This window comes from Ruegeria sp. CDSA033 (genome assembly GCF_059612305.1).
The window spans coordinates 81,742-99,061 of sequence record NZ_JBXWQI010000009.1 but is presented as its reverse complement, the minus strand read 5'-3'; the positions used below and the strand labels follow the sequence as shown (position 1 = coordinate 99,061).

Annotated in this window: 18 protein-coding genes; 8 read left to right on the top strand and 10 right to left on the bottom strand. The window is 57.8% G+C overall.

Annotated features, from left to right (window positions below; translation table 11 throughout):
• Positions 1 to 721: 721 nt before the first annotated feature.
• The 3 genes from AC2FLA_RS13375 to AC2FLA_RS13365 all read right to left on the bottom strand — a co-directional run bounded on the left by AC2FLA_RS13375 (position 722) and on the right by AC2FLA_RS13365 (position 2,042).
• Positions 722 to 1,174 carry a hypothetical protein gene (locus AC2FLA_RS13375; RefSeq protein WP_496722783.1) on the bottom strand — a complete coding sequence of 151 codons (453 nt, stop codon included), beginning with the start codon at positions 1,172 to 1,174 and terminating at the stop codon, positions 722 to 724.
• A 110-nt stretch (positions 1,175 to 1,284) separates the two neighbouring features.
• Positions 1,285 to 1,605, bottom strand: coding sequence for a hypothetical protein (locus AC2FLA_RS13370; protein WP_496707120.1), 321 nt, complete (start codon positions 1,603 to 1,605; stop codon positions 1,285 to 1,287).
• An 83-nt stretch (positions 1,606 to 1,688) separates the two neighbouring features.
• On the bottom strand, positions 1,689 to 2,042 hold the full coding sequence (locus AC2FLA_RS13365; RefSeq protein WP_496722782.1) for a hypothetical protein: 354 nt from the start codon (positions 2,040 to 2,042) through the stop codon (positions 1,689 to 1,691).
• A gap of 427 nt (positions 2,043 to 2,469) precedes the next feature.
• On the opposite strand from AC2FLA_RS13365, the gene AC2FLA_RS13360 reads away from it, so the two are divergent.
• Positions 2,470 to 3,213 carry a hypothetical protein gene (locus AC2FLA_RS13360; RefSeq protein WP_496722781.1) on the top strand — a complete coding sequence of 248 codons (744 nt, stop codon included), beginning with the start codon at positions 2,470 to 2,472 and terminating at the stop codon, positions 3,211 to 3,213.
• Here AC2FLA_RS13360 and lepA read toward each other — a convergent pair whose 3' ends face one another.
• Complete coding sequence (gene lepA, locus AC2FLA_RS13355) at positions 3,214 to 5,013, bottom strand: translation elongation factor 4 (RefSeq protein ID WP_496722779.1); 1,800 nt, start codon at positions 5,011 to 5,013, stop codon at positions 3,214 to 3,216.
• Between the two features lie 87 nt (positions 5,014 to 5,100).
• Between lepA and AC2FLA_RS13350 the strand changes: the two genes are divergently transcribed.
• The 3 genes from AC2FLA_RS13350 to AC2FLA_RS13340 all read left to right on the top strand — a co-directional run bounded on the left by AC2FLA_RS13350 (position 5,101) and on the right by AC2FLA_RS13340 (position 7,733).
• Positions 5,101 to 6,243 (top strand): hypothetical protein, encoded by a 1,143-nt coding sequence (locus tag AC2FLA_RS13350; protein ID WP_496722778.1) that lies wholly within the window; start codon positions 5,101 to 5,103, stop codon positions 6,241 to 6,243.
• A 176-nt stretch (positions 6,244 to 6,419) separates the two neighbouring features.
• Positions 6,420 to 6,728 carry a hypothetical protein gene (locus AC2FLA_RS13345; protein ID WP_496722776.1) on the top strand — a complete coding sequence of 103 codons (309 nt, stop codon included), beginning with the start codon at positions 6,420 to 6,422 and terminating at the stop codon, positions 6,726 to 6,728.
• Between the two features lie 63 nt (positions 6,729 to 6,791).
• The gene (locus tag AC2FLA_RS13340; protein ID WP_496722774.1) at positions 6,792 to 7,733 is read left to right on the top strand and encodes a LysR family transcriptional regulator; all 942 of its coding nucleotides are present in this window, start codon (positions 6,792 to 6,794) and stop codon (positions 7,731 to 7,733) included.
• Here the strand turns inward: AC2FLA_RS13340 and AC2FLA_RS13335 are convergent.
• On the bottom strand, positions 7,730 to 8,173 hold the full coding sequence (locus tag AC2FLA_RS13335) for a low molecular weight protein-tyrosine-phosphatase (RefSeq protein ID WP_496722844.1): 444 nt from the start codon (positions 8,171 to 8,173) through the stop codon (positions 7,730 to 7,732). The genes AC2FLA_RS13340 and AC2FLA_RS13335 overlap by 4 nt on opposite strands.
• A 28-nt stretch (positions 8,174 to 8,201) precedes the next feature.
• On the opposite strand from AC2FLA_RS13335, the gene AC2FLA_RS13330 reads away from it, so the two are divergent.
• Both AC2FLA_RS13330 and AC2FLA_RS13325 read left to right on the top strand, forming a co-directional pair.
• On the top strand, positions 8,202 to 8,897 hold the full coding sequence (locus AC2FLA_RS13330; RefSeq protein WP_496722772.1) for an NAD-dependent deacylase: 696 nt from the start codon (positions 8,202 to 8,204) through the stop codon (positions 8,895 to 8,897).
• 68 nt (positions 8,898 to 8,965) lie between these two features.
• Positions 8,966 to 9,574, top strand: coding sequence for an HdeD family acid-resistance protein (locus tag AC2FLA_RS13325; RefSeq protein ID WP_472724183.1), 609 nt, complete (start codon positions 8,966 to 8,968; stop codon positions 9,572 to 9,574).
• Between the two features lie 87 nt (positions 9,575 to 9,661).
• Here AC2FLA_RS13325 and AC2FLA_RS13320 read toward each other — a convergent pair whose 3' ends face one another.
• The 5 genes from AC2FLA_RS13320 to meaB form a co-directional block, all read right to left on the bottom strand.
• Positions 9,662 to 10,135: a copper chaperone PCu(A)C gene (locus tag AC2FLA_RS13320; RefSeq protein WP_472724685.1), complete on the bottom strand. Its 474-nt coding sequence runs from the start codon at positions 10,133 to 10,135 to the stop codon at positions 9,662 to 9,664.
• A gap of 44 nt (positions 10,136 to 10,179) precedes the next feature.
• Entirely contained in the window at positions 10,180 to 10,575 is a 396-nt protein-coding gene (locus AC2FLA_RS13315) for a hypothetical protein (protein WP_496722770.1), read from the bottom strand.
• A 363-nt stretch (positions 10,576 to 10,938) separates the two neighbouring features.
• Positions 10,939 to 11,226 carry a 50S ribosomal protein L28 gene (rpmB, locus tag AC2FLA_RS13310; RefSeq protein ID WP_058272217.1) on the bottom strand — a complete coding sequence of 96 codons (288 nt, stop codon included), beginning with the start codon at positions 11,224 to 11,226 and terminating at the stop codon, positions 10,939 to 10,941.
• Between the two features lie 562 nt (positions 11,227 to 11,788).
• The gene (locus AC2FLA_RS13305) at positions 11,789 to 12,931 is read right to left on the bottom strand and encodes a Hint domain-containing protein (protein ID WP_496722768.1); all 1,143 of its coding nucleotides are present in this window, start codon (positions 12,929 to 12,931) and stop codon (positions 11,789 to 11,791) included.
• Positions 12,932 to 13,077: 146 nt separating this feature from the next.
• A complete protein-coding gene (meaB, locus tag AC2FLA_RS13300; protein ID WP_496722842.1) occupies positions 13,078 to 14,055 on the bottom strand; it encodes a methylmalonyl Co-A mutase-associated GTPase MeaB in 978 nt (325 codons plus the stop codon).
• A gap of 225 nt (positions 14,056 to 14,280) precedes the next feature.
• Here meaB and hrpB point away from each other — a divergent pair, with 225 nt between their 5' ends.
• Positions 14,281 to 16,716, top strand: a complete 2,436-nt coding sequence (hrpB, locus tag AC2FLA_RS13295; RefSeq protein ID WP_496722767.1) for an ATP-dependent helicase HrpB — start codon at positions 14,281 to 14,283, stop codon at positions 16,714 to 16,716.
• A 110-nt stretch (positions 16,717 to 16,826) separates the two neighbouring features.
• Positions 16,827 to 17,285, top strand: a complete 459-nt coding sequence (locus AC2FLA_RS13290) for an NUDIX hydrolase (RefSeq protein ID WP_108861772.1) — start codon at positions 16,827 to 16,829, stop codon at positions 17,283 to 17,285.
• Positions 17,286 to 17,320 lie beyond the last annotated feature (35 nt).

Sequence of the window (17,320 nt, the reverse complement as noted above, 5' to 3'; positions counted from 1 at the left end):
TCTGAGAGTCTGATCGTCTGACCCGGGTCTGACACCCAATTCAGCTGACCATCCACCGGTAAGCCTTTGCACATAAAAGCCAATCCTAAGACTTGCCTTTATTGCCTCGACCCCCTTTGGCCTTTGCGTCCCACCCTGGTTCCTAAGAACCGTTGCGGTAATAGGACTGTTACATCCGGGTCATGTTCCGACAAGAAAATAGCACTGCAGCATGAGAATTAGGCGGGGATAAAGTGTTGATATCCGCCGGGAGAAAATTGTGGATAACTCCGGAAATCGAAACGCCGTGCGGCCTTGGCAATGGAAAACGCTGAATTCGACGAAATGACCCGATTTTCCTGACTTTCTGCACCTGCAAAGGCCATTTCGTTGCCAATTACGGGAATTCACAGCCTCAGAGCATCGAATCAGGCAGATCCGCGTTTGGCTTTGCCTGGCCAGAGATGATCAGAGTAACTGGGGCCGGACAGCCCTCAGACCGCAAGCAAAGCCGCGCTGAAGGTTCGCGAGACCCTAAACCACTTATGCCAGGGAACGCCGCAATCCGGCACCGTGTGTTCAGGGCCCTGTCGCTTGCAGCCGAGATGCCGCCCGACCCGTCCCCCCTGAGGAGACGCTGTGTCCATTTATGAGAAGCGTTCCGACCCGACCGAGTTTACCAATTACGCGCGGCACCTCAGTGCTCCCTGTACCCCCTAAAGCCGATCGGGCCGGAAACGCTTCAGTTCACCTGACGTTCGAGCACAACGCTGTACGTTGTCCCGCGACGCAGGCTACGGAAATCCGCGTAAATCTTGCCGTCCTGATAGCGCGCATCCACCAACGCATTCACACCCACCTGCGGATCGGCCGAGCTTTCGACGATGCCGATGGTGCCTGACCCATCCAGACTGATGGTGCCGGTGGCGTCAAACACGCGCCAATCTGTGCCAGCATCCGGTCGCCACATGCTGGGCCCCCAGAACAGGTTGTCCTGCTGCTGCTGAATATCCAGAAGCCACTCTCCCTGATGAAAGCGCGGCGCGTCTCCGGTGGCCACCCGAGACGGGGAGACCTTGGTATAGGTGCCCGTCCAGGCACCGCGCAGATCGGGTGTGGTCTCGGCCATCGAGGCCGTGGCAAGGCTGAGGCTTGTCGCCAGAGCGGCTGCTCCGGCAGTCATATATCTGGTCATGGGCTCTCCTCCATAGTTCAGGGCCGTTGCTGGCCTGTTGAACAGATTGGAAGGAAGTGCGCGGGTTGCAACTTACCTAAGGGAAACTTCACAAACCGGTAATGTTTGCCTCAGGCCCAGGCCAGCGCGGTACCGAGGATGACCAGTCCAATGCCTGCCGCTTCGCGATACGAAAAGTTTTCGCCAAACAGAAAGAACGAGGCGATGGCGATCAGAACAACCTCAGCCCCCAGAATACCGGTATAAATGATGCCCAATCGCTCCTCGCGCAGCGCGGCAAGCTCCAGCGTTGCTCCGGCCAGCAGGGTCGCAACGATCAGCAGGCCGAGACCTACGCCGGGGAGTTTCCACCAGAACTTCATCGAGATCATGGCCACGGAATAGAGACCCGCCGACCCGAGGGCGATAAGGGGGATCATGGATGTGGACATCTGCGCCTCCTGCTGAGGTTGCCGTGGGGTCAATCTTAGCAGGTGGGAGGGGTTGGGGCTGTGAGGTGGGTCACAACCTTCGGCTAGAACACAATCGCGATGAGTTCGGCCAGTCCGATCAGGCAGAGCAGTGCATTCGACGTCAGGACCAGCCCTTTCAAATTCCGCGCCTTTAGCCCACGGGCGAAACTGGTCTGCGCAAATTCTTCGGTCATGTCATCCCGCAGGTTTTCAACGTCTTCCAACGCGGTCTTGCCCGCCAGAACGCCATAGGCCGTCACCGCAATCACCAACACAATCAACGGCAGAGCAAGCCCTTCGGGCCCAAACCCGATGATCGCGGCGATAGCGACATAGGCAAAGATCGAGGTGCGCATGATGTCGTAATAGTGGTCGAGACGGCTCATCGAAATCTGAGAACGCAGCTGTGGGTCCATAACTCTTCCCCCTATGAAAAACTTGTTTGGAATGAGGGGAGTGTATCACTTTTTGCGGGATATAAGAAACTTGGAGGCTGGGCTGGATTGAGGGCAGCGCTGGCCCGAGGGGGTGAGGCCCGTCTCGGAAATGGTCCAATGGACCGATGCAAGGCCGAACGGACGGAACCGCGAGGCGCAAACGCGCTTGCAACGGTCGATCAGCAGAACTGAGGGCCGCGACCGACCCAAGGGGTGACGCAAACGCGCCGCCCCATGGGGGCGGGTCGGCGCGGCCCGGCGGTGCCGCCGGGCGGGTGAGTTGATCGAAAGATACCTGATTTGAAAGTAAGTAGTCGGAGTTAGAGCATAGTTGCCCAAAAGTTGGTAAAAACTGAGAGCCATGATAGCAAATTACTTATTGCTAATTCAGTTTGGAGCGAATCTCATGCGGATATTCACCGCTATTCTATTTATACTAACTGCGTTTCCATGCGTAGCAGACGAAGAAAACCTGCGTACAGAGGCGCTTCGGTCAAGCATCGCAATATGTAGCCAAGGAAAAGTGGAGCGGAACTTCGCAGACGCCGATGTTGAAGGGTTTGTAAGTGCACTGTGGCGAAACCTAGGTGGCGCGGCGGCAGATGCTCAAGTTGGCTATGGTCAAGAGGAAATAGGCGCGATCTTGGACAAAACAATTTCTGAGGATAAGGCATTCGAAGTTCACGAATTATATCAAAAATGCCTGATTGAATTTATTCTCCCACTCGTTAACGGCAATCTGGATGCGATCCCTACCATTCAGGAAACACAATACTATGTTCTAATTGGACGCTCAGCGACGGTCGTAGAAGACCTAGTTCTAGCTGAGATCAGCTTGTCAGGAAAAAGAAACAACGGCTATAGTTGGTTCGAGCTCGAACCTGCTTCATTTAGAGGCATGGCCAAAGCTGATACAGACGGCAATACTGCCGTCTACAAGTTAATTGATACGGGCGGACTTCAAAAATTCAACTTAAACCGCGAAGACAACTACAACCTTCTGTTTACGTTTGAGAAAATCGCAGGGACGCCACCAGACATTGAAGGCGCTAGCCATTTTAGTTTCACCGGAGTGTTGAACTTCTTTGTCAACAACAACTCAAAAAGTGGCTACCAACTGGGAGTTCGAAAAATGCCTGTTAGTTTCTAATTAGCTGTCCATTTTTAAGGCGCTAATGAACGCCTCCTGCGGAATATCGACCTTCCCGAACTGGCGCATCTTTTTCTTCCCCGCCTTCTGCTTGTCCAGCAGTTTGCGTTTCCGCGTGGCGTCGCCGCCGTAGCATTTGGCGGTTACGTCCTTTCGCAGCGCCGACAGGGTCTCGCGCGCGATGACCTTACCTCCGATGGCGGCCTGGATCGGGATTTTGAACATGTGGCGTGGGATCAGATCTTTCAGCTTTTCACACATCGCCCGGCCCCGCATCTCGGCCCGGTCGCGGTGAACCATGGTCGACAGCGCATCGACCGGTTCGTCATTGACCAGCACCGACATCTTGACCAGCGCGTCCTCGGTATAGCCGGTCATCTGATAATCAAACGAGGCATAGCCCTTGGTCACCGATTTCAGGCGGTCGTAGAAGTCAAAGACAACCTCGTTCAGCGGCAGGTCATAGACGACCATGGCACGGCTGCCCGCATAGGTCAGGTCCATCTGGATACCGCGGCGGTCCTGACACAGTTTCAGCACGTCACCGAGGAATTCGTCCGGCACAAGGATGGTCGCCTTGATGCGCGGTTCCTCGATATGGTCGACCTTGGACGGGTCGGGCATGTCGGCGGGGTTGTGCAGCTCGATCATCTCGCCGTCTTTCATGTAGACGTGATAGATCACGGAGGGCGCGGTGGTGATGAGCTCGATATCATATTCGCGTTCGATGCGGTCGCGGATGACCTCAAGGTGCAGAAGCCCGAGGAAGCCGCAGCGGAAGCCAAAGCCAAGTGCGGCCGAGGTTTCCATTTCAAAGCTGAAGCTGGCGTCGTTCAGGGCCAGCTTGTCGATCGCATCGCGCAGGTCTTCGAATTCGGAACTGTCGACGGGGAACAGGCCACAGAACACCACCGGTTGGGCGGGTTTGAAGCCGTCCAGCGCGATTTCGGTGCCGTTGCGGTCATTGGTGATGGTGTCGCCGACACGCGTGTCGCGGACCTGTTTGATCGAGGCGGTGAGAAAACCGATCTCACCGGGGCCAAGGCTATCGACCATTTCCATCTCGGGGCGAAAGACGCCGACGCGGTCGACATGGTGCAGGGTGTTGTTCGACATGAACTTGACCCGCATGCCCTTTTTCAGCGTGCCGTCCATGATGCGGACCAAAACGATGACGCCGAGATAGGCATCGTACCACGAATCCACCAGCATCGCCTTGAGCGGCGCATCAAGCGTGCCTTGCGGCGCGGGCAGATGGGTGACGATGGACTCCAGTGTCTCGTGGATGCCCTGCCCGGTCTTGGCGCTGACCTGAATCGCCTCGGACGCGTCAATGCCGATCACATCCTCGATCTGTTCCGCCACGCGGTCACAATCGGACGCAGGCAGGTCGATCTTGTTGAGCACCGGCACGATCTCATGATCGGCGTCAATGGCCTGGTAGACATTCGCCAGCGTCTGCGCCTCGACGCCCTGCGTCGAGTCCACAACCAGCAGCGATCCTTCGACCGCGCGCATCGACCGCGAGACCTCATAGGCAAAGTCCACGTGGCCGGGTGTGTCGATCAGGTTTAGCACGTATTGCTCGCCATTGTCGGCGGTATAGTCGATGCGGACGGTGTTGGCCTTGATGGTGATGCCGCGCTCGCGCTCGATATCCATGCTGTCGAGCAGCTGTTCCTTCATGTCACGATCCTTGACCGTCCCGGTCTCTTGGATGAGCCGGTCAGCAAGGGTGGATTTGCCATGGTCGATATGCGCGACGATGGAGAAATTGCGGATATGAGCGAGGTCTGTCATGGGTTGGGGATATGTAGGGGAATCGTGGGTTGGTCAAGGTGGTACGTTTAGTGCGTTTAGGGCCTAGTTGGACCCAATGGGATTGAAATGTCAGAAGTTGACTACGTTGAGCTGTTTCGCTCAGAATTTGAGAGGAAAAGTGTCCAAAAGTGTATTGGAGTGTCGTTACGAGCGGCACTTAGGGATTTGCCGCCAGTCAGCTTAAAAGGTAATGCTGATGCAACTAGGGGCCTGTTGTTTCCGAGCTTACGATTGTTGATAGCATCTATCGTCCATTGGCGATTTGACTGCCAAGAGTCGTTTGAAGCTCTCGGACGAACGCTCAAGACGATCAAGCCTGGTGATCTCCTGCTAAATGACAACTCGGCACACTTAGCAGCACAAGCGGCCCTCATTCGCGACGCCGAAACTGCCAGAAGAACCGCCGCAGAAACAATAAACTCCTTTGCTCAAGCAGTGGATTCAGATGAGTTTCTTTATGCAATGGCGCCGGGGAATAGGTCGACGAAACGGGCGTCCGACAAGGCTGCAGAAATTTTAACAATGCAATGTCTTAGTGATCTCAACACGCCCTCTGATCAGGTTTTTGATCAGCCGCTTTGGCGTGAAGAGGTGCGACTGGTTGTTCCTTTGGACGCCCGCGATAGGTTCGAGGAGTTTTTTCGAGGCCAAAGCTTTCAATTCTGGCGAGAATGGCGTCAGGGTTTCATTGATGGTCAACCTCTAGATTGGGAGCTTCAAAGGCGGGTTGCCTTGGTTGAGGACAGCATCTGGAGCGCAGGGCCCGAAGCTGTCGCCTATGAAATCGAACGGATTCGAACCCGGTTGGAGGTCGAAAGAGCCTTATCTGGCCTGATCGATGACCCAAACATCCAAACCTCTGCGCGCCTCGGTATTGGAGGGAACAACCCTCCTGAGAGCATTTACGATGAGCGTTTAACCGGCCCAATAACATTGATCTGGGAAGCCGCCGAAGAACTCTCGACTGCTTTGGAAGAGGAAAATCCGCCTTCAGAGTGGATTAAAGCAATCTTAAAAAAGCTCAAAGCAGGGTTGGCTGATCTGCTCAAATGGAGTGCTCTAACAGTCAAGTTGGCGGTAGGTACAGTTGTCGTGATAAGCTCCAAGAGTGTCACGACCGCTGTAGTGGATACATATATTGCTAAACATCCAGAGAAAATTGGGGGGTTAATAGAAGCTTTAGAGCGGTGGCTGCCCTTTTTATCTTGAACGGCGCCGGGCTGAAGCCCGACCTACAGGTATTGGGGGGGTAAGGTATCGTTGCCGTCTCGTGTATTCACTTTTTCGAACCACCCAATTGATCCAGACTCCACTTTGATTCATACTCCGCCGCAGACCGAGAGGGGCATCAGACCCGTCCGGGCAGGCAAAAACGAGGCATGAGCATGAAAAAGTTCCTCTTAATCGCATTCTGTGCCACGTCGATGGTGGCGGTGGCTCCGGTTGTGGACGCGGCGCAGATCAAACGGGCGTGTCTGGCGTCTGACCGGTCGGCAGCGACGCGGGATCGGTGCAGTTGCATTCAGCGGGTGGCCAACCAGGCGTTGACCCGCAGCGATCAGAAGACCGTTGCCAAGTGGTTCCGCGACCCGCATCAGGCCCAAGAGCTCAAGATGTCACAGACCGCGCGCGACGATGCGCTGTGGGATCGGTATCGGAACTTTGGCCAGATGGCGCAGGCGATCTGCAACTAGGCTGATCAATCCTTGACCTGACCCGAACTGCGCCCCAGAAAGGCGCAGCGAAAGGGATATCTGATGGTTATGAAAGGGCTGACCCTGCGCGGCCTCGAAGTATTCGAGGCGCTGGCGCGGACGGGATCGGTGGCGCAGGCTGCCGAAATCACAGGGCTCAGCCAGCCGTCAGTGTCCCAGCAGTTGCGCAATCTGGAAAAGGCGGTGGGCACCGATTTGGTGGATCACGCACGACGTCCAATGCGTCTGACCCAGGCCGGGCGCAGCTTTCTGGCCCGCGCGCAGGCGGTTCTGGCCGAGCTGCAGATGGCCCAAAGCGAGCTGACCGTGATGGACCTGGGTCACCTTGCAACCCTGTCTGTTGGCCTGATTGACGATTTCGACAATGACCTGACCCCGCGACTGGCCACTCTGTTGGCCGAAAGTCTGACGCGGTCAAAGTTCAAACTGATCACACTGCCCAGTCTCGACCTGTTCGAAGAACTTGAGGCGCAGCGCCTTCAGCTTGTGGTGTCAGCCCATAGCGGCGAGGTGCTGGAAGGCGTTGTTGAATACCCGCTGGTTCGCGATCCCTTCATTCTGGTGACGCCCAAAGGGGCCGAAAACGCCATGCAGGATCTGCCCTTCCTACGCTATGCCCGCGAGCAGTTGATCAGCCGCCAGATTGAGGCCCATCTGGCGCGCCAGCAGCTGGAATTTGAAGAACGGTTCGAAATCGGTTCACATCTGGCGCTGATGGCAATGGTCGCGCGCGGCCTCGGCTGGGCGATCACGACGCCGCTGGGTTATATGCGGGCGGCGCGGTTCCATGACGGGCTTGAGGCACACCCTGCCCCGATCGGAGATGTTTCGCGGACGATTTCCCTGTTCACCCGCACCGACTGGTCGGGTCAGGTTCCGCAAGAGGTCGCAGGCATGATGCGCCGCCTTATGGGCAGCCAGATTGTTGACCCGGCCCTTGCACAATTGCCGTGGTTGAATACTCGCCTAAAACTGATGAGCTAGCTGCGCAGATGCGCGTCGAGACCTTCGACCGCTGCCTCGATTAGATCCAATGCTCCAGCGAAGTCACGGGTATAGTACGGGTCCGGGACGTGGTCTGTGCCGATATGTGGTGCAAAATCCGTCAGCAGACGCACTGGGGTTTCGTTCCCGGCTGGCCTCAATGCCTCAATATCCGCGAGGTTGTCGGCATCCATCCCGATGATCAGATCGAACCTGTCGAAATCCGCGGGCACAAATTGGCGCGCCCGCAAATCATCCAGTTTTATGCCACGCGACAGAGCTGCCATTTGCATCGGCCCATAAGGTGGGTCGCCAATGTGCCAGCCAGAGGTCCCGGCACTATCGGTAGCGTGATGCGGCGCACGGGCGCGAAAGGCGCCCTCGGCGGCGGGAGAACGGCAGATATTGCCCAGACAGACGAACAAGATACGGTGGGTCATGAACCACGGTGTAACGCGAAGGGCCAAGATGGAAAAGATCGTCATTCTGACAGGGGCCGGGATTTCCGCCGAAAGCGGGTTGGGCACGTTCCGCGACGAGGGCGGTTTGTGGGCCCAACACCGGATCGAAGACGTTGCCACGCCCGAAGGGTTCGCGCGTGATCCTGCGCTGGTGCACGGGTTTTACAATGCCCGCCGCGTACAGGCCGCCGAAGCGCAACCTAACGCGGCCCACGATGCACTTGCCCGACTACAGCAGGACTGGCCAGGCGAGGTTGTGATCGTCACACAAAACGTTGACAGCCTGCACGAGGCAGGTGGCGCGCAGGATGTGATCCACATGCACGGAACGCTGGCCGGAGCGCTTTGCGCGGCCTGTGGCCACCGTTGGACGGCACCGCCCGAGATGGCCGTGGGCGAGCCCTGCCCCGCCTGCGCGTCCCCCACTGCGCGTCCGGATGTGGTCTGGTTTGGTGAGATGCCTTATCACATGGATGCCATCTATGATCATCTGGCAGGCGCAAGCATCTTCGCCGCCATCGGCACTTCAGGTCAGGTCTATCCCGCCGCGGCTTTCGTGCACGAGGCCATGATGTCCGGAGCAAGAACTGTCGAACTGAACCTCGAGCCGTCGACCGGCGCATCCAGTTTCGACGAAGTCATACTGGGCCCCGCAACAGAAGCCGTTCCGCGCTGGGTTGATCAGATCCTGAACTCGCAGTAGGGCGATACCCGCAGACAAGCGGCGAATTTCCTTGCTATACTAGGGCCCTAACAACCCGAGAGGTCCCCATGACAGACCCAAAAAACCAACAAGGTGAAATCCTTGACGATGACAGGCTCGATACGCGTGGCGCCCTTGGTGATCAGCTAACAGACCTGTGGTGGACATTCCTGCTGCGCGGAATTCTGGCCGGTGCGCTCGGGATCGCAGCGCTATTCTGGCCGACGGGCAGCATCTCTTTGCTGATCCGTCTGGTGGGCCTGCTGTTGGTCCTCGATGGTGGCCTGACGCTGCTGGGGTTTGGCCGGCGTGGCCTGATCGGCGGTTTCGGCATTGGGGCGCTTCTGATCGGGCTGATCCTGCTGATCTGGCCGGAAGGCGTCGCGCGCCTCGCGTTCTTCCTGCTGGGTGCCTGGGCTTTGATTGTCGGGATTGGCTCGTTGATGGCGTGGCGGCAATTGCCCGATGCACATCCGGACGCATCCACCATGCGCAACTCCGGCATTGTCGCGCTGTTGATCGGCCTTGTTTTATTGTTCTGGCCCGGCAGCGGCATGGTGGCGCTCGGTTGGGCGATTGCCTTCTCGGCGCTGGCTGTTGCTGCCGTGATGCTCTGGCTGGCCATGCGCTTCAAACGCGCCCATGACCGCGTGGCGATGCGGGTGGTCAACCGCTGAACCTTTTCCACAACGACAACAGGCCGGGAATATCCCGGCCTGACGCATAGATGACGGTCGCAGCGCGGCCCGAATTCAGGCGCAGCTCTAGTTCGAATGCGAACCGTGACCGCCGGTGTCCTTACGCTCCAAATCCACCGGAATTTCGATCTCGACTTCGCCTGCTGTCTCGAAGATCAGCGTAACGGGAACCATTGCATCCTGCTCAAACGGGGCTGTCAGGCCCATGAACATCACGTGGTCGCCACCGCGCTTCAGCATGTGCGTTTCACCCGCCGGGATGGCAATGCCCTCTTCGACATGGGTCATTTTGGCAACGCCATTTTCGTCGACAATATGGGTGTGCAGCTCGACCCGAGCTGCGGCGTCCGATTCCACGCCGATCAAACGGTCATCGGTCGCGCCGGTGTTCTGGATCATCATGAAGGCTGCGCCAGCTTTGGCTGTTTTGCCAGATGAACGGGCGTATGCGTCATCAACGGTGATGGTGTCCTGCGCAAAAGCAGCGGTAGCAATGGTTGCGGCGGCAAGGGTGGTCAGCAGTCTGGATGTGAGGGACATAGCGCCTCTCCTGTAGTTTGGTGTTTGATAAGAATTTGTATGAATCAAACACTTGCAGGAGGTGCCCGGGCTGGTTGAGACGGTATAGGCAGAGCAATCAGATTCTCCGCCATACGCGACGGCATGGGTCGGTCGATTCCCGGGGCTACGGGCAAGGACGGCTCCGCAATGCTCACCGCACCTAACAGGGTCAACGCATAATCCGGACAGAAGTGCGGGGCCTTTGTCGGCTGCCCTTCGGCATCCATAAAGACCACAACCGGCCCCGAGCCGGTGCACAACACCATATGTCCGACCGCCCGGTCCATACCACGTGATGCAGCAACGCCCTGCCCGGTCAAAACGACCAGCAGCGACAGCACAAACGGCAGAACTTTGTTCAGAACGGGTTTCATCCTGTCCCCGATATAGGCCAGAGACAAAACGGGCTTCAAGCGCAATCAGACACGCCTGAAGCCCAGGGCCGGGAGGACAATGTCAGCGGTCCAGTTCCGGACGCTTGACGGACCCTTTTGTCAGGCTTGTATGCAGCCGATTCACCCGACGCTGCATCCGCAGACATGCCCCAAACGTTTTGCCGAAAAAGCCGGCCAGTAGGGAGAAAGAAGGTAATGATTTGAACGACATGAGGTTGAACTCCGCCAGATGAATATGCCTAAACATAATACGGGTAGAGCAAACGGTATGTGAACAATTTCACCCAATGCGAAAATTTAATTCCAAATTGAGAACAGCACTCTGCACAAAACGAAAAAGCCCTGCACCAAAAGGTACAGGGCCAGAATTCTTGCAGGAAAAAGGTCTTAGGCCGAAGCTTGCGCCTTGGCGATTTCCTTTTTCACTTTCAATGCGTTGTTGGACAGCTCATCGTCCTTGGCTTTCGCCAGGAACGCGTCCAGACCACCACGGTGGTCCACCGAACGCAGGGCAGCCGCCGAGATGCGCAGCTTGACGCCACGGCCCAGCGTTTCCGACTGCAGCGTAACATCGTTCAGGTTGGGCAGAAAACGACGACGAGTTCTGTTTTTGGCATGGCTGACATTGTTGCCAGTCATCGGGCCTTTTCCGGTCAGTTCGCAGCGGCGCGACATGGTTTCTTCCTTTGTTTCTGGAGGCCAGGCATTACACCCTCGGCCAAATCACAAGGGGCACAACCCGAAGTCGCGCCCGAAAACTGGTTGGATGCATGTAGTGGGAATCACAGACGGGGTCAAGCCATATGCCAAGGATTCACAGCACCAAGTTTTCATTTAGTTCTCCCAGCCATTTCAGGGCGTGATTTTCCAACTCAGGGCGACCTGTTTTTGCCGCTACGGCCGCCAGACGCGCCCAGTAATGGGGGCTTTTCAGTCGTGCTGCACGATGCAAATGCGCATACCCCGCCTGTATGAAAGTTGCCGCTGACCGGGGTTCCGAAAACTGTCCCGGATCAGACACCCGGTGGCGAAAGGTGACATACAAGCGAGACTGACCTGGATTGAAAAGCGTGGCACGCAGTCGATTTCCATCAAAAATCCGACATTGCTGCATTCTTCAACTGCCCTTTTTTGACCAGAATCGCCTGCCTGATCGGGTTATTTCATTCAGTCACGTATTCAGAGCGGGTTCTACATAACTGCTTTTTTGGGATTTAAACATCCAAGGGGCATTTCCCTATATGTCATAGCCCTGCAGCAGTGGCTTTTCATTCTTCAGGTGCCGAGCCACGAGGCGCGCTTGTTGGGGGCCTTTGGGGATGTACCGGGCCGGGTTGGGATTGTGGTTCATATCCGCCAATTCCGGAAAGATATCGAATATTTCACGTCGGGCTTCCAGGCTAAGGGTCTTGAGCGCCTCAGGCCCGGTAAACAGGCTTTCGCTTGGGGCGTTTTCGGCAAAGATAACCTCGTGCCTGTCAAAAAGCAGGTGGTAATATTCGACACTGTTCACCGTATCATCGACGAATATCCCTGGCAGCGCGGTCAGTTTTATCGCTGGGATCAAAACTTCGGGCTCACCAAACATCCGTTCAGCGATTTTCGACTGCACCAGCATTCTGTGCTGCCGCGACACCAGCAGATCCCGTTTGGGCAAACCGTTGCCCAACGCGCCAGCCAATATGCGGACGGGGCGACGTTTCGGAGCGCCTGCCAATGCCACTGAGTCAAATTTGCGGCGCCCGATCCAACGGATCGGCTGCATCCCGTTGCCCTGCGTTGGGATCATATCCCCCTGCCGAAGATCCTGAATAAGGACCGGACCACGTTGCGCCTGAATTACTGTATCACGGGTAAAGCACAAGAAACCTGTGCCGGATTCAAACCCGCTATAGTTGACCACGATCCCCGAGGGCAATTCGAAGCTGCCGCTGGACAGCGAATAGGATTGCCCGACAACAACGGTGAACGTTCCGAAATTTGCGTCGGTTACAACTGTGCCCACCGGAAGGTTCAGCGCGTCCTGCCCGCCGCCGCCCTGAACATCCCCGGCGACTTGGGTTCGGATAAAGTTCAGGGTGTCATTGCCTTGCCCCAAACGGATATTTCCGACACCTACGTCAAAAACCGTGACAGTATCCGCATCGCGGCCCGCATTGATCTGCCCATCGATCTGAGCGTTGAACACGGTGATTTCATCATTTCCGGCGTTGCCGCGTACACTCCCGGAAATAGTACTGCTTACAATCGTGATCTCATCGTCACCGCCACGGGCGCGAATATCATCAATGGGCGTGCCTTGGGGCGTGCCGTTCAGCGTACCTTCGTCGCCGGTGACTTCGATATCGTCGTCACCATTTGTCCCACGTATATTGGGCATGTACGGCTATCTCCGACGCGTTCATTTGTTGACTTGCGCAACAACGAGACTATCGCCTTCCTCTCGAAATAGCACAATCAGGAATTGTATCCTTGCCCATAATACATGATTTTGGCGCACCCTCCACCTCTGACGCTAAAAGGCGTCTAGTGTGTTGCCAGGATACTAAGCATTCGTTCCGCAGCCGCCGTCGGGCTGAGATTGCCTGCACCAACATCGGAACCAAGGCGATCCATTTCTGCGCGCGCGGTCGGCGTATCCAACCGAGATAGCAGCGCGTAACGCACCTCCTGATCGAACCAGAACCGCGCCTGTGCCGCGCGGTTGCCATCCCAGTGGCCGCTTTCACGCCGCCAGCCTGACAGGGTGGTCATTTCGTCCCAGGCTTGGTCAAGCCCATGTTCCTCGACCGCCGAAACGGTCATCGCTTTGGGAAAACCTTCTGGGTCCTGCTGGCGTTTTCGCAGCAGGCGCAAAGCCCCCGCGTAGTCGGCACAAGTGCGGGTGGCCGTGGCTTTCAGATCCCCATCCGCCTTGTTGACAAGGATCATGTCGGCCATTTCCATGATGCCGCGTTTGACCCCCTGCAATTCATCCCCGCCCGCAGGCGCAAGCAACAGAAGGAACAGATCCGACATTTCTGAAACGACGGTCTCGGATTGCCCGACCCCTACGGTTTCAATCAGCACGACGTCGAATGCCGCTGCCTCGCACAAGGCAATCGCCTCACGTGTACGGCGAGCCACGCCGCCCAAATGGGATTGGCTTGGGGATGGGCGGATAAAGGCGTTCTTCTCGCGACTCAGCCGCTCCATCCGGGTTTTGTCGCCCAAAATAGAACCACCTGAACGGGTCGAGCTGGGGTCGACAGCCAGAACCGCAACGCGCAGGCCCTGCTCGATCAGCATCATGCCAAAGCTTTCGATAAAGGTGGATTTGCCCACCCCCGGAGTACCGGACAACCCAACGCGCAGGGATTGCCGCCCGGCTTTGGCCAAATGCGCCAGCAATTCAGATGCCTGCGCCCGATGATCGGCGCGGCCACTTTCTACCAGAGTGATTGCCCGGGCCAGCGCACGCCGGTCTCCGTCCAAAATCTTATCACCTAGGCTGTCCATATCCATTCCGACCCCGATCTTTTGCGGCACGACTACTTGCCGCCCCGACGGGTGATTTGTCCAGACCGGACCGCGCAGGAAACCTGCCCGATACCTGCATTTCGCAACTATGTGTTGCTGTTGATCCTCTTTGACCGGACCGCCGCTGGCTCTATGCCGCAGCGGCGCGATCATCGTCATTGGGAAACAGCGGAACTGGACGTTGCGCCGTGGTTGGCTGATAAAGCGCCAATGACAACACACCTGCCCATTGATGACGCCATCCCCGAATTGCTTGACGCCCTGAAGGCCAATGGCCGGGCCGTTTTGCAAGCCCCTCCGGGCGCAGGCAAGACAACGCGGGTGCCTCTTGCGATGCTCGAGGCCGGGTTGCGCGACGGCAAGATCATCATGCTCGAACCCCGAAGGCTTGCTGCGCGTGCCGCGGCAGAGCGGATGGCTGAAACACTGGGACAACGTGCAGGCGAAACCGTTGGTTACCGCGTGCGGGGCGATGCGAAAACCTCAAAAACAACCCAAATCGAAGTGGTGACCGAAGGTATTCTGACCCGAATGCTGCAATCTGAACCGGATCTGCCCGGCGTCGGCGCAGTGATTTTTGACGAGTTTCATGAACGATCTTTGAACGCGGATCTGGGACTTGCCCTGTGCCTTGAGGTTACGGGCGCACTACGCGACGACCTGATCCTACTGGCCATGTCCGCAACCCTGGACGCCGAACCCGTCGGCCAACTGATGGACGCGCCGGTGGTGACGTCCGAAGGGCGCAGTTACCCGGTTGAAACCCGTTGGCTGGACCGGCCACTGGGTGCACAGGCACGACGGCTGGATGCACTAATAGATCTGGTCGCCAAGGCCGAGCGTGAAACCGAGGGCGGCATGCTCGTGTTTCTGCCCGGCGAGGGCGAAATCCGCAGGGCCGAGGCCGCGCTATCCAAACGGTTGCCCGGCAATTGCGCAATTAAACCTCTGTTCGGCGCAATGCCCTTTGCCGCCCAGCGCGCAGCGATCTCGCCAGCCGAGACAGGGCGCAAGGTCGTGCTCGCAACGTCAATCGCCGAGACCTCGCTGACCATTCCTGACATCCGCGTGGTTGTGGATATGGGTCAGGCGCGCCGGGCGCGGTTCGATCCGGGTTCTGGCATGTCGCGGCTGGTCACGGAACGGGTGACGCGGGCCGAAGCAACCCAACGCGCAGGTCGTGCGGGGCGCGTCGCCGAGGGCGTGTGTTACCGGCTTTGGTCCAAAGGTGAAGAAGGTGCGCTGGCCGCCTACCCCCCTGCCGAGATCGAAGCGGCCGACTTGACGGGCCTTGCGCTGGAACTGGCGCTTTGGGGGGCCGAACCAGATGACCTGGCCTTTTTGACACCGCCACCCGAAGGAACGATGGCCGAGGCCCGCACATTGTTGAACATGCTGGGTGCCTTGGATGCCAGGGGGCGGATCACCGACCACGGACGGGCCTTGGCTGCGCTGCCGCTGCATCCTCGGCTGGGGCATATGCTGGTGACGGCCGGGACCGGTGCCGCTTCGCTGGCGGCGCTGATGGCGGAGCGGGATCCGCTAAAGGGCGCTCCGGTAGATCTGCTGCTGCGGCTCGAAGCGTTGCGTGATGCCCGCGCCTTTCAACGCAACCGGGTGTGGCAGATCAACATGGGCGCGTTGGAACGGATCAAAGCCGAAAGCAAGCGGCTGAAAACACGAAGCAGCAAGACAGACCTGAGCCCAGCCGCTATGGCCGCATTGGCCTATCCCGATCGCATTGGGCAACGCCGCAAAGGCGATGTGCCGCGTTACGTTCTGTCCGGCGGCAAAGGCGTCGTGCTGGACAGCGGTGACACATTGGCGGCCGCGCCGTATCTTGTTGTGACAGATACGGACGGAAACCCGCGCGAGGCCAAGGTGCGCATGGCCGCACAAATCTCAGAGCGTGAAATCCGGGACCTGTTCGCGGATCAGATCGAATGGGTAGACAGCTGCGCGTGGTCGAAACGCGAACGCCGGGTCATTGCGCGCACGCAGGAACGCCTTGGCGCGATCACTCTGGATGACCGTATCTGGAAGGACGCGCCGGACGAGGCCATCGCCCGCGCCATGCTGAACGGAGTGCGTGATCTGGGATTGCGGCTGGACGGGGCCGCGGCACGATTGGCGGCACGGGTGGAACTAGTACGCGCCGAAGGGATCGACCTGCCGGACTTTTCATTGGGCGGGCTGATGGGTGCTTTGGACGACTGGCTGCTACCCATGCTGTCAGGTCAGCGCAGTGCAGACGACTGGAAAAAGTTCGACCTGCTGCCCGCCCTGCGCGCGCGGCTGGACTGGGTCCAAACGCAGGAATTGGACCGTCGCGCGCCGGGATCGTTTGAAACACCGCTGGGCCGCAAGGTGCCGATTGATTATGGCGGGGCGGCGCCCGAGATTTCGGTCCGCCTGCAGGAACTGTTCGGTGTCACCCGGCATCCGGTTATCGGGGGCGAGGCACTCAAGATCACTCTGCTGTCGCCTGCACGGCGCCCAATCCAGATCACGCGCGATCTGCCGGGATTTTGGGCCGGATCTTACGCGGATGTGCGCAAGGACATGCGCGCGCAATATCCCAAACACCCCTGGCCCGAGGATCCGACGCAGGCCGATCCAACCTTGCGGGTCAAGCGGCGTAGCTGACGTTCGTTTGCTTCAGAAAACGCGTTCGTTCAATAGATGCATTGAAGCCCTGCCTTATAGTTGTTATGTCACGTTTCCTTGAACCTTAGAAAAGTACTGGCACTTAATAGATGGCATCTTGGCTGAACAATATCTGGGAAGAAGTTGGCAAACCCTTCTTCCAACGCCCACACAGGGTACAGTTTGCAGCCTTGTGCGTGCGCGGAACCGGCGACGACAAAAAAGTTCTGTTGATCACCAGCCGTGGCACAGGTCGCTGGGTCATCCCAAAGGGATGGCCGATTGACGGCATGGACGGGGCCGAGACTGCCAAAGAAGAAGCATGGGAAGAAGCCGGTGTAAAAGTGAAACACCTGGGTCGCAAGGCGGTGGGCCATTTCACCTATGACAAGATCCTGGATGACGGAACGGCCCAACCCGTGCGCACCAATGTGTATCGCATAGATGTCAAAGATCTGGCCGAGGAATTCCCCGAGGTCAGCGAGCGTGAACGGCGCTGGTTTTCGCCGAAAGAGGCCGCAGAGCTGGTGCAAGAGCCGGAACTGCGCGAAATGCTGCGGCAAATGTAACGCTTTCGCAACAAACTTCTGTGAGGCCGGTTGCC

Bases quoted from the DNA above. Each gene is read 5' to 3' on its own strand.
- hrpB (WP_496722767.1), top strand. From the start codon at position 14,281: ATGACAACACACCTGCCCATTGATGACGCCATCCCCGAATTGCTTGAC.
- meaB (WP_496722842.1), bottom strand. From the start codon at position 14,055: ATGGATATGGACAGCCTAGGTGATAAGATTTTGGACGGAGACCGGCGT.
- AC2FLA_RS13360 (WP_496722781.1), top strand. From the start codon at position 2,470: ATGCGGATATTCACCGCTATTCTATTTATACTAACTGCGTTTCCATGC.
- AC2FLA_RS13375 (WP_496722783.1), bottom strand. From the start codon at position 1,174: ATGACCAGATATATGACTGCCGGAGCAGCCGCTCTGGCGACAAGCCTC.
- AC2FLA_RS13330 (WP_496722772.1), top strand. From the start codon at position 8,202: ATGGAAAAGATCGTCATTCTGACAGGGGCCGGGATTTCCGCCGAAAGC.
- AC2FLA_RS13340 (WP_496722774.1), top strand. From the start codon at position 6,792: ATGGTTATGAAAGGGCTGACCCTGCGCGGCCTCGAAGTATTCGAGGCG.
- AC2FLA_RS13350 (WP_496722778.1), top strand. From the start codon at position 5,101: ATGTCAGAAGTTGACTACGTTGAGCTGTTTCGCTCAGAATTTGAGAGG.
- AC2FLA_RS13325 (WP_472724183.1), top strand. From the start codon at position 8,966: ATGACAGACCCAAAAAACCAACAAGGTGAAATCCTTGACGATGACAGG.
- AC2FLA_RS13370 (WP_496707120.1), bottom strand. From the start codon at position 1,605: ATGTCCACATCCATGATCCCCCTTATCGCCCTCGGGTCGGCGGGTCTC.
- AC2FLA_RS13365 (WP_496722782.1), bottom strand. From the start codon at position 2,042: ATGGACCCACAGCTGCGTTCTCAGATTTCGATGAGCCGTCTCGACCAC.
- AC2FLA_RS13345 (WP_496722776.1), top strand. From the start codon at position 6,420: ATGAAAAAGTTCCTCTTAATCGCATTCTGTGCCACGTCGATGGTGGCG.
- AC2FLA_RS13305 (WP_496722768.1), bottom strand. From the start codon at position 12,931: ATGCCCAATATACGTGGGACAAATGGTGACGACGATATCGAAGTCACC.
- lepA (WP_496722779.1), bottom strand. From the start codon at position 5,013: ATGACAGACCTCGCTCATATCCGCAATTTCTCCATCGTCGCGCATATC.
- AC2FLA_RS13335 (WP_496722844.1), bottom strand. From the start codon at position 8,173: ATGACCCACCGTATCTTGTTCGTCTGTCTGGGCAATATCTGCCGTTCT.
- rpmB (WP_058272217.1), bottom strand. From the start codon at position 11,226: ATGTCGCGCCGCTGCGAACTGACCGGAAAAGGCCCGATGACTGGCAAC.
- AC2FLA_RS13320 (WP_472724685.1), bottom strand. From the start codon at position 10,135: ATGTCCCTCACATCCAGACTGCTGACCACCCTTGCCGCCGCAACCATT.
- AC2FLA_RS13290 (WP_108861772.1), top strand. From the start codon at position 16,827: ATGGCATCTTGGCTGAACAATATCTGGGAAGAAGTTGGCAAACCCTTC.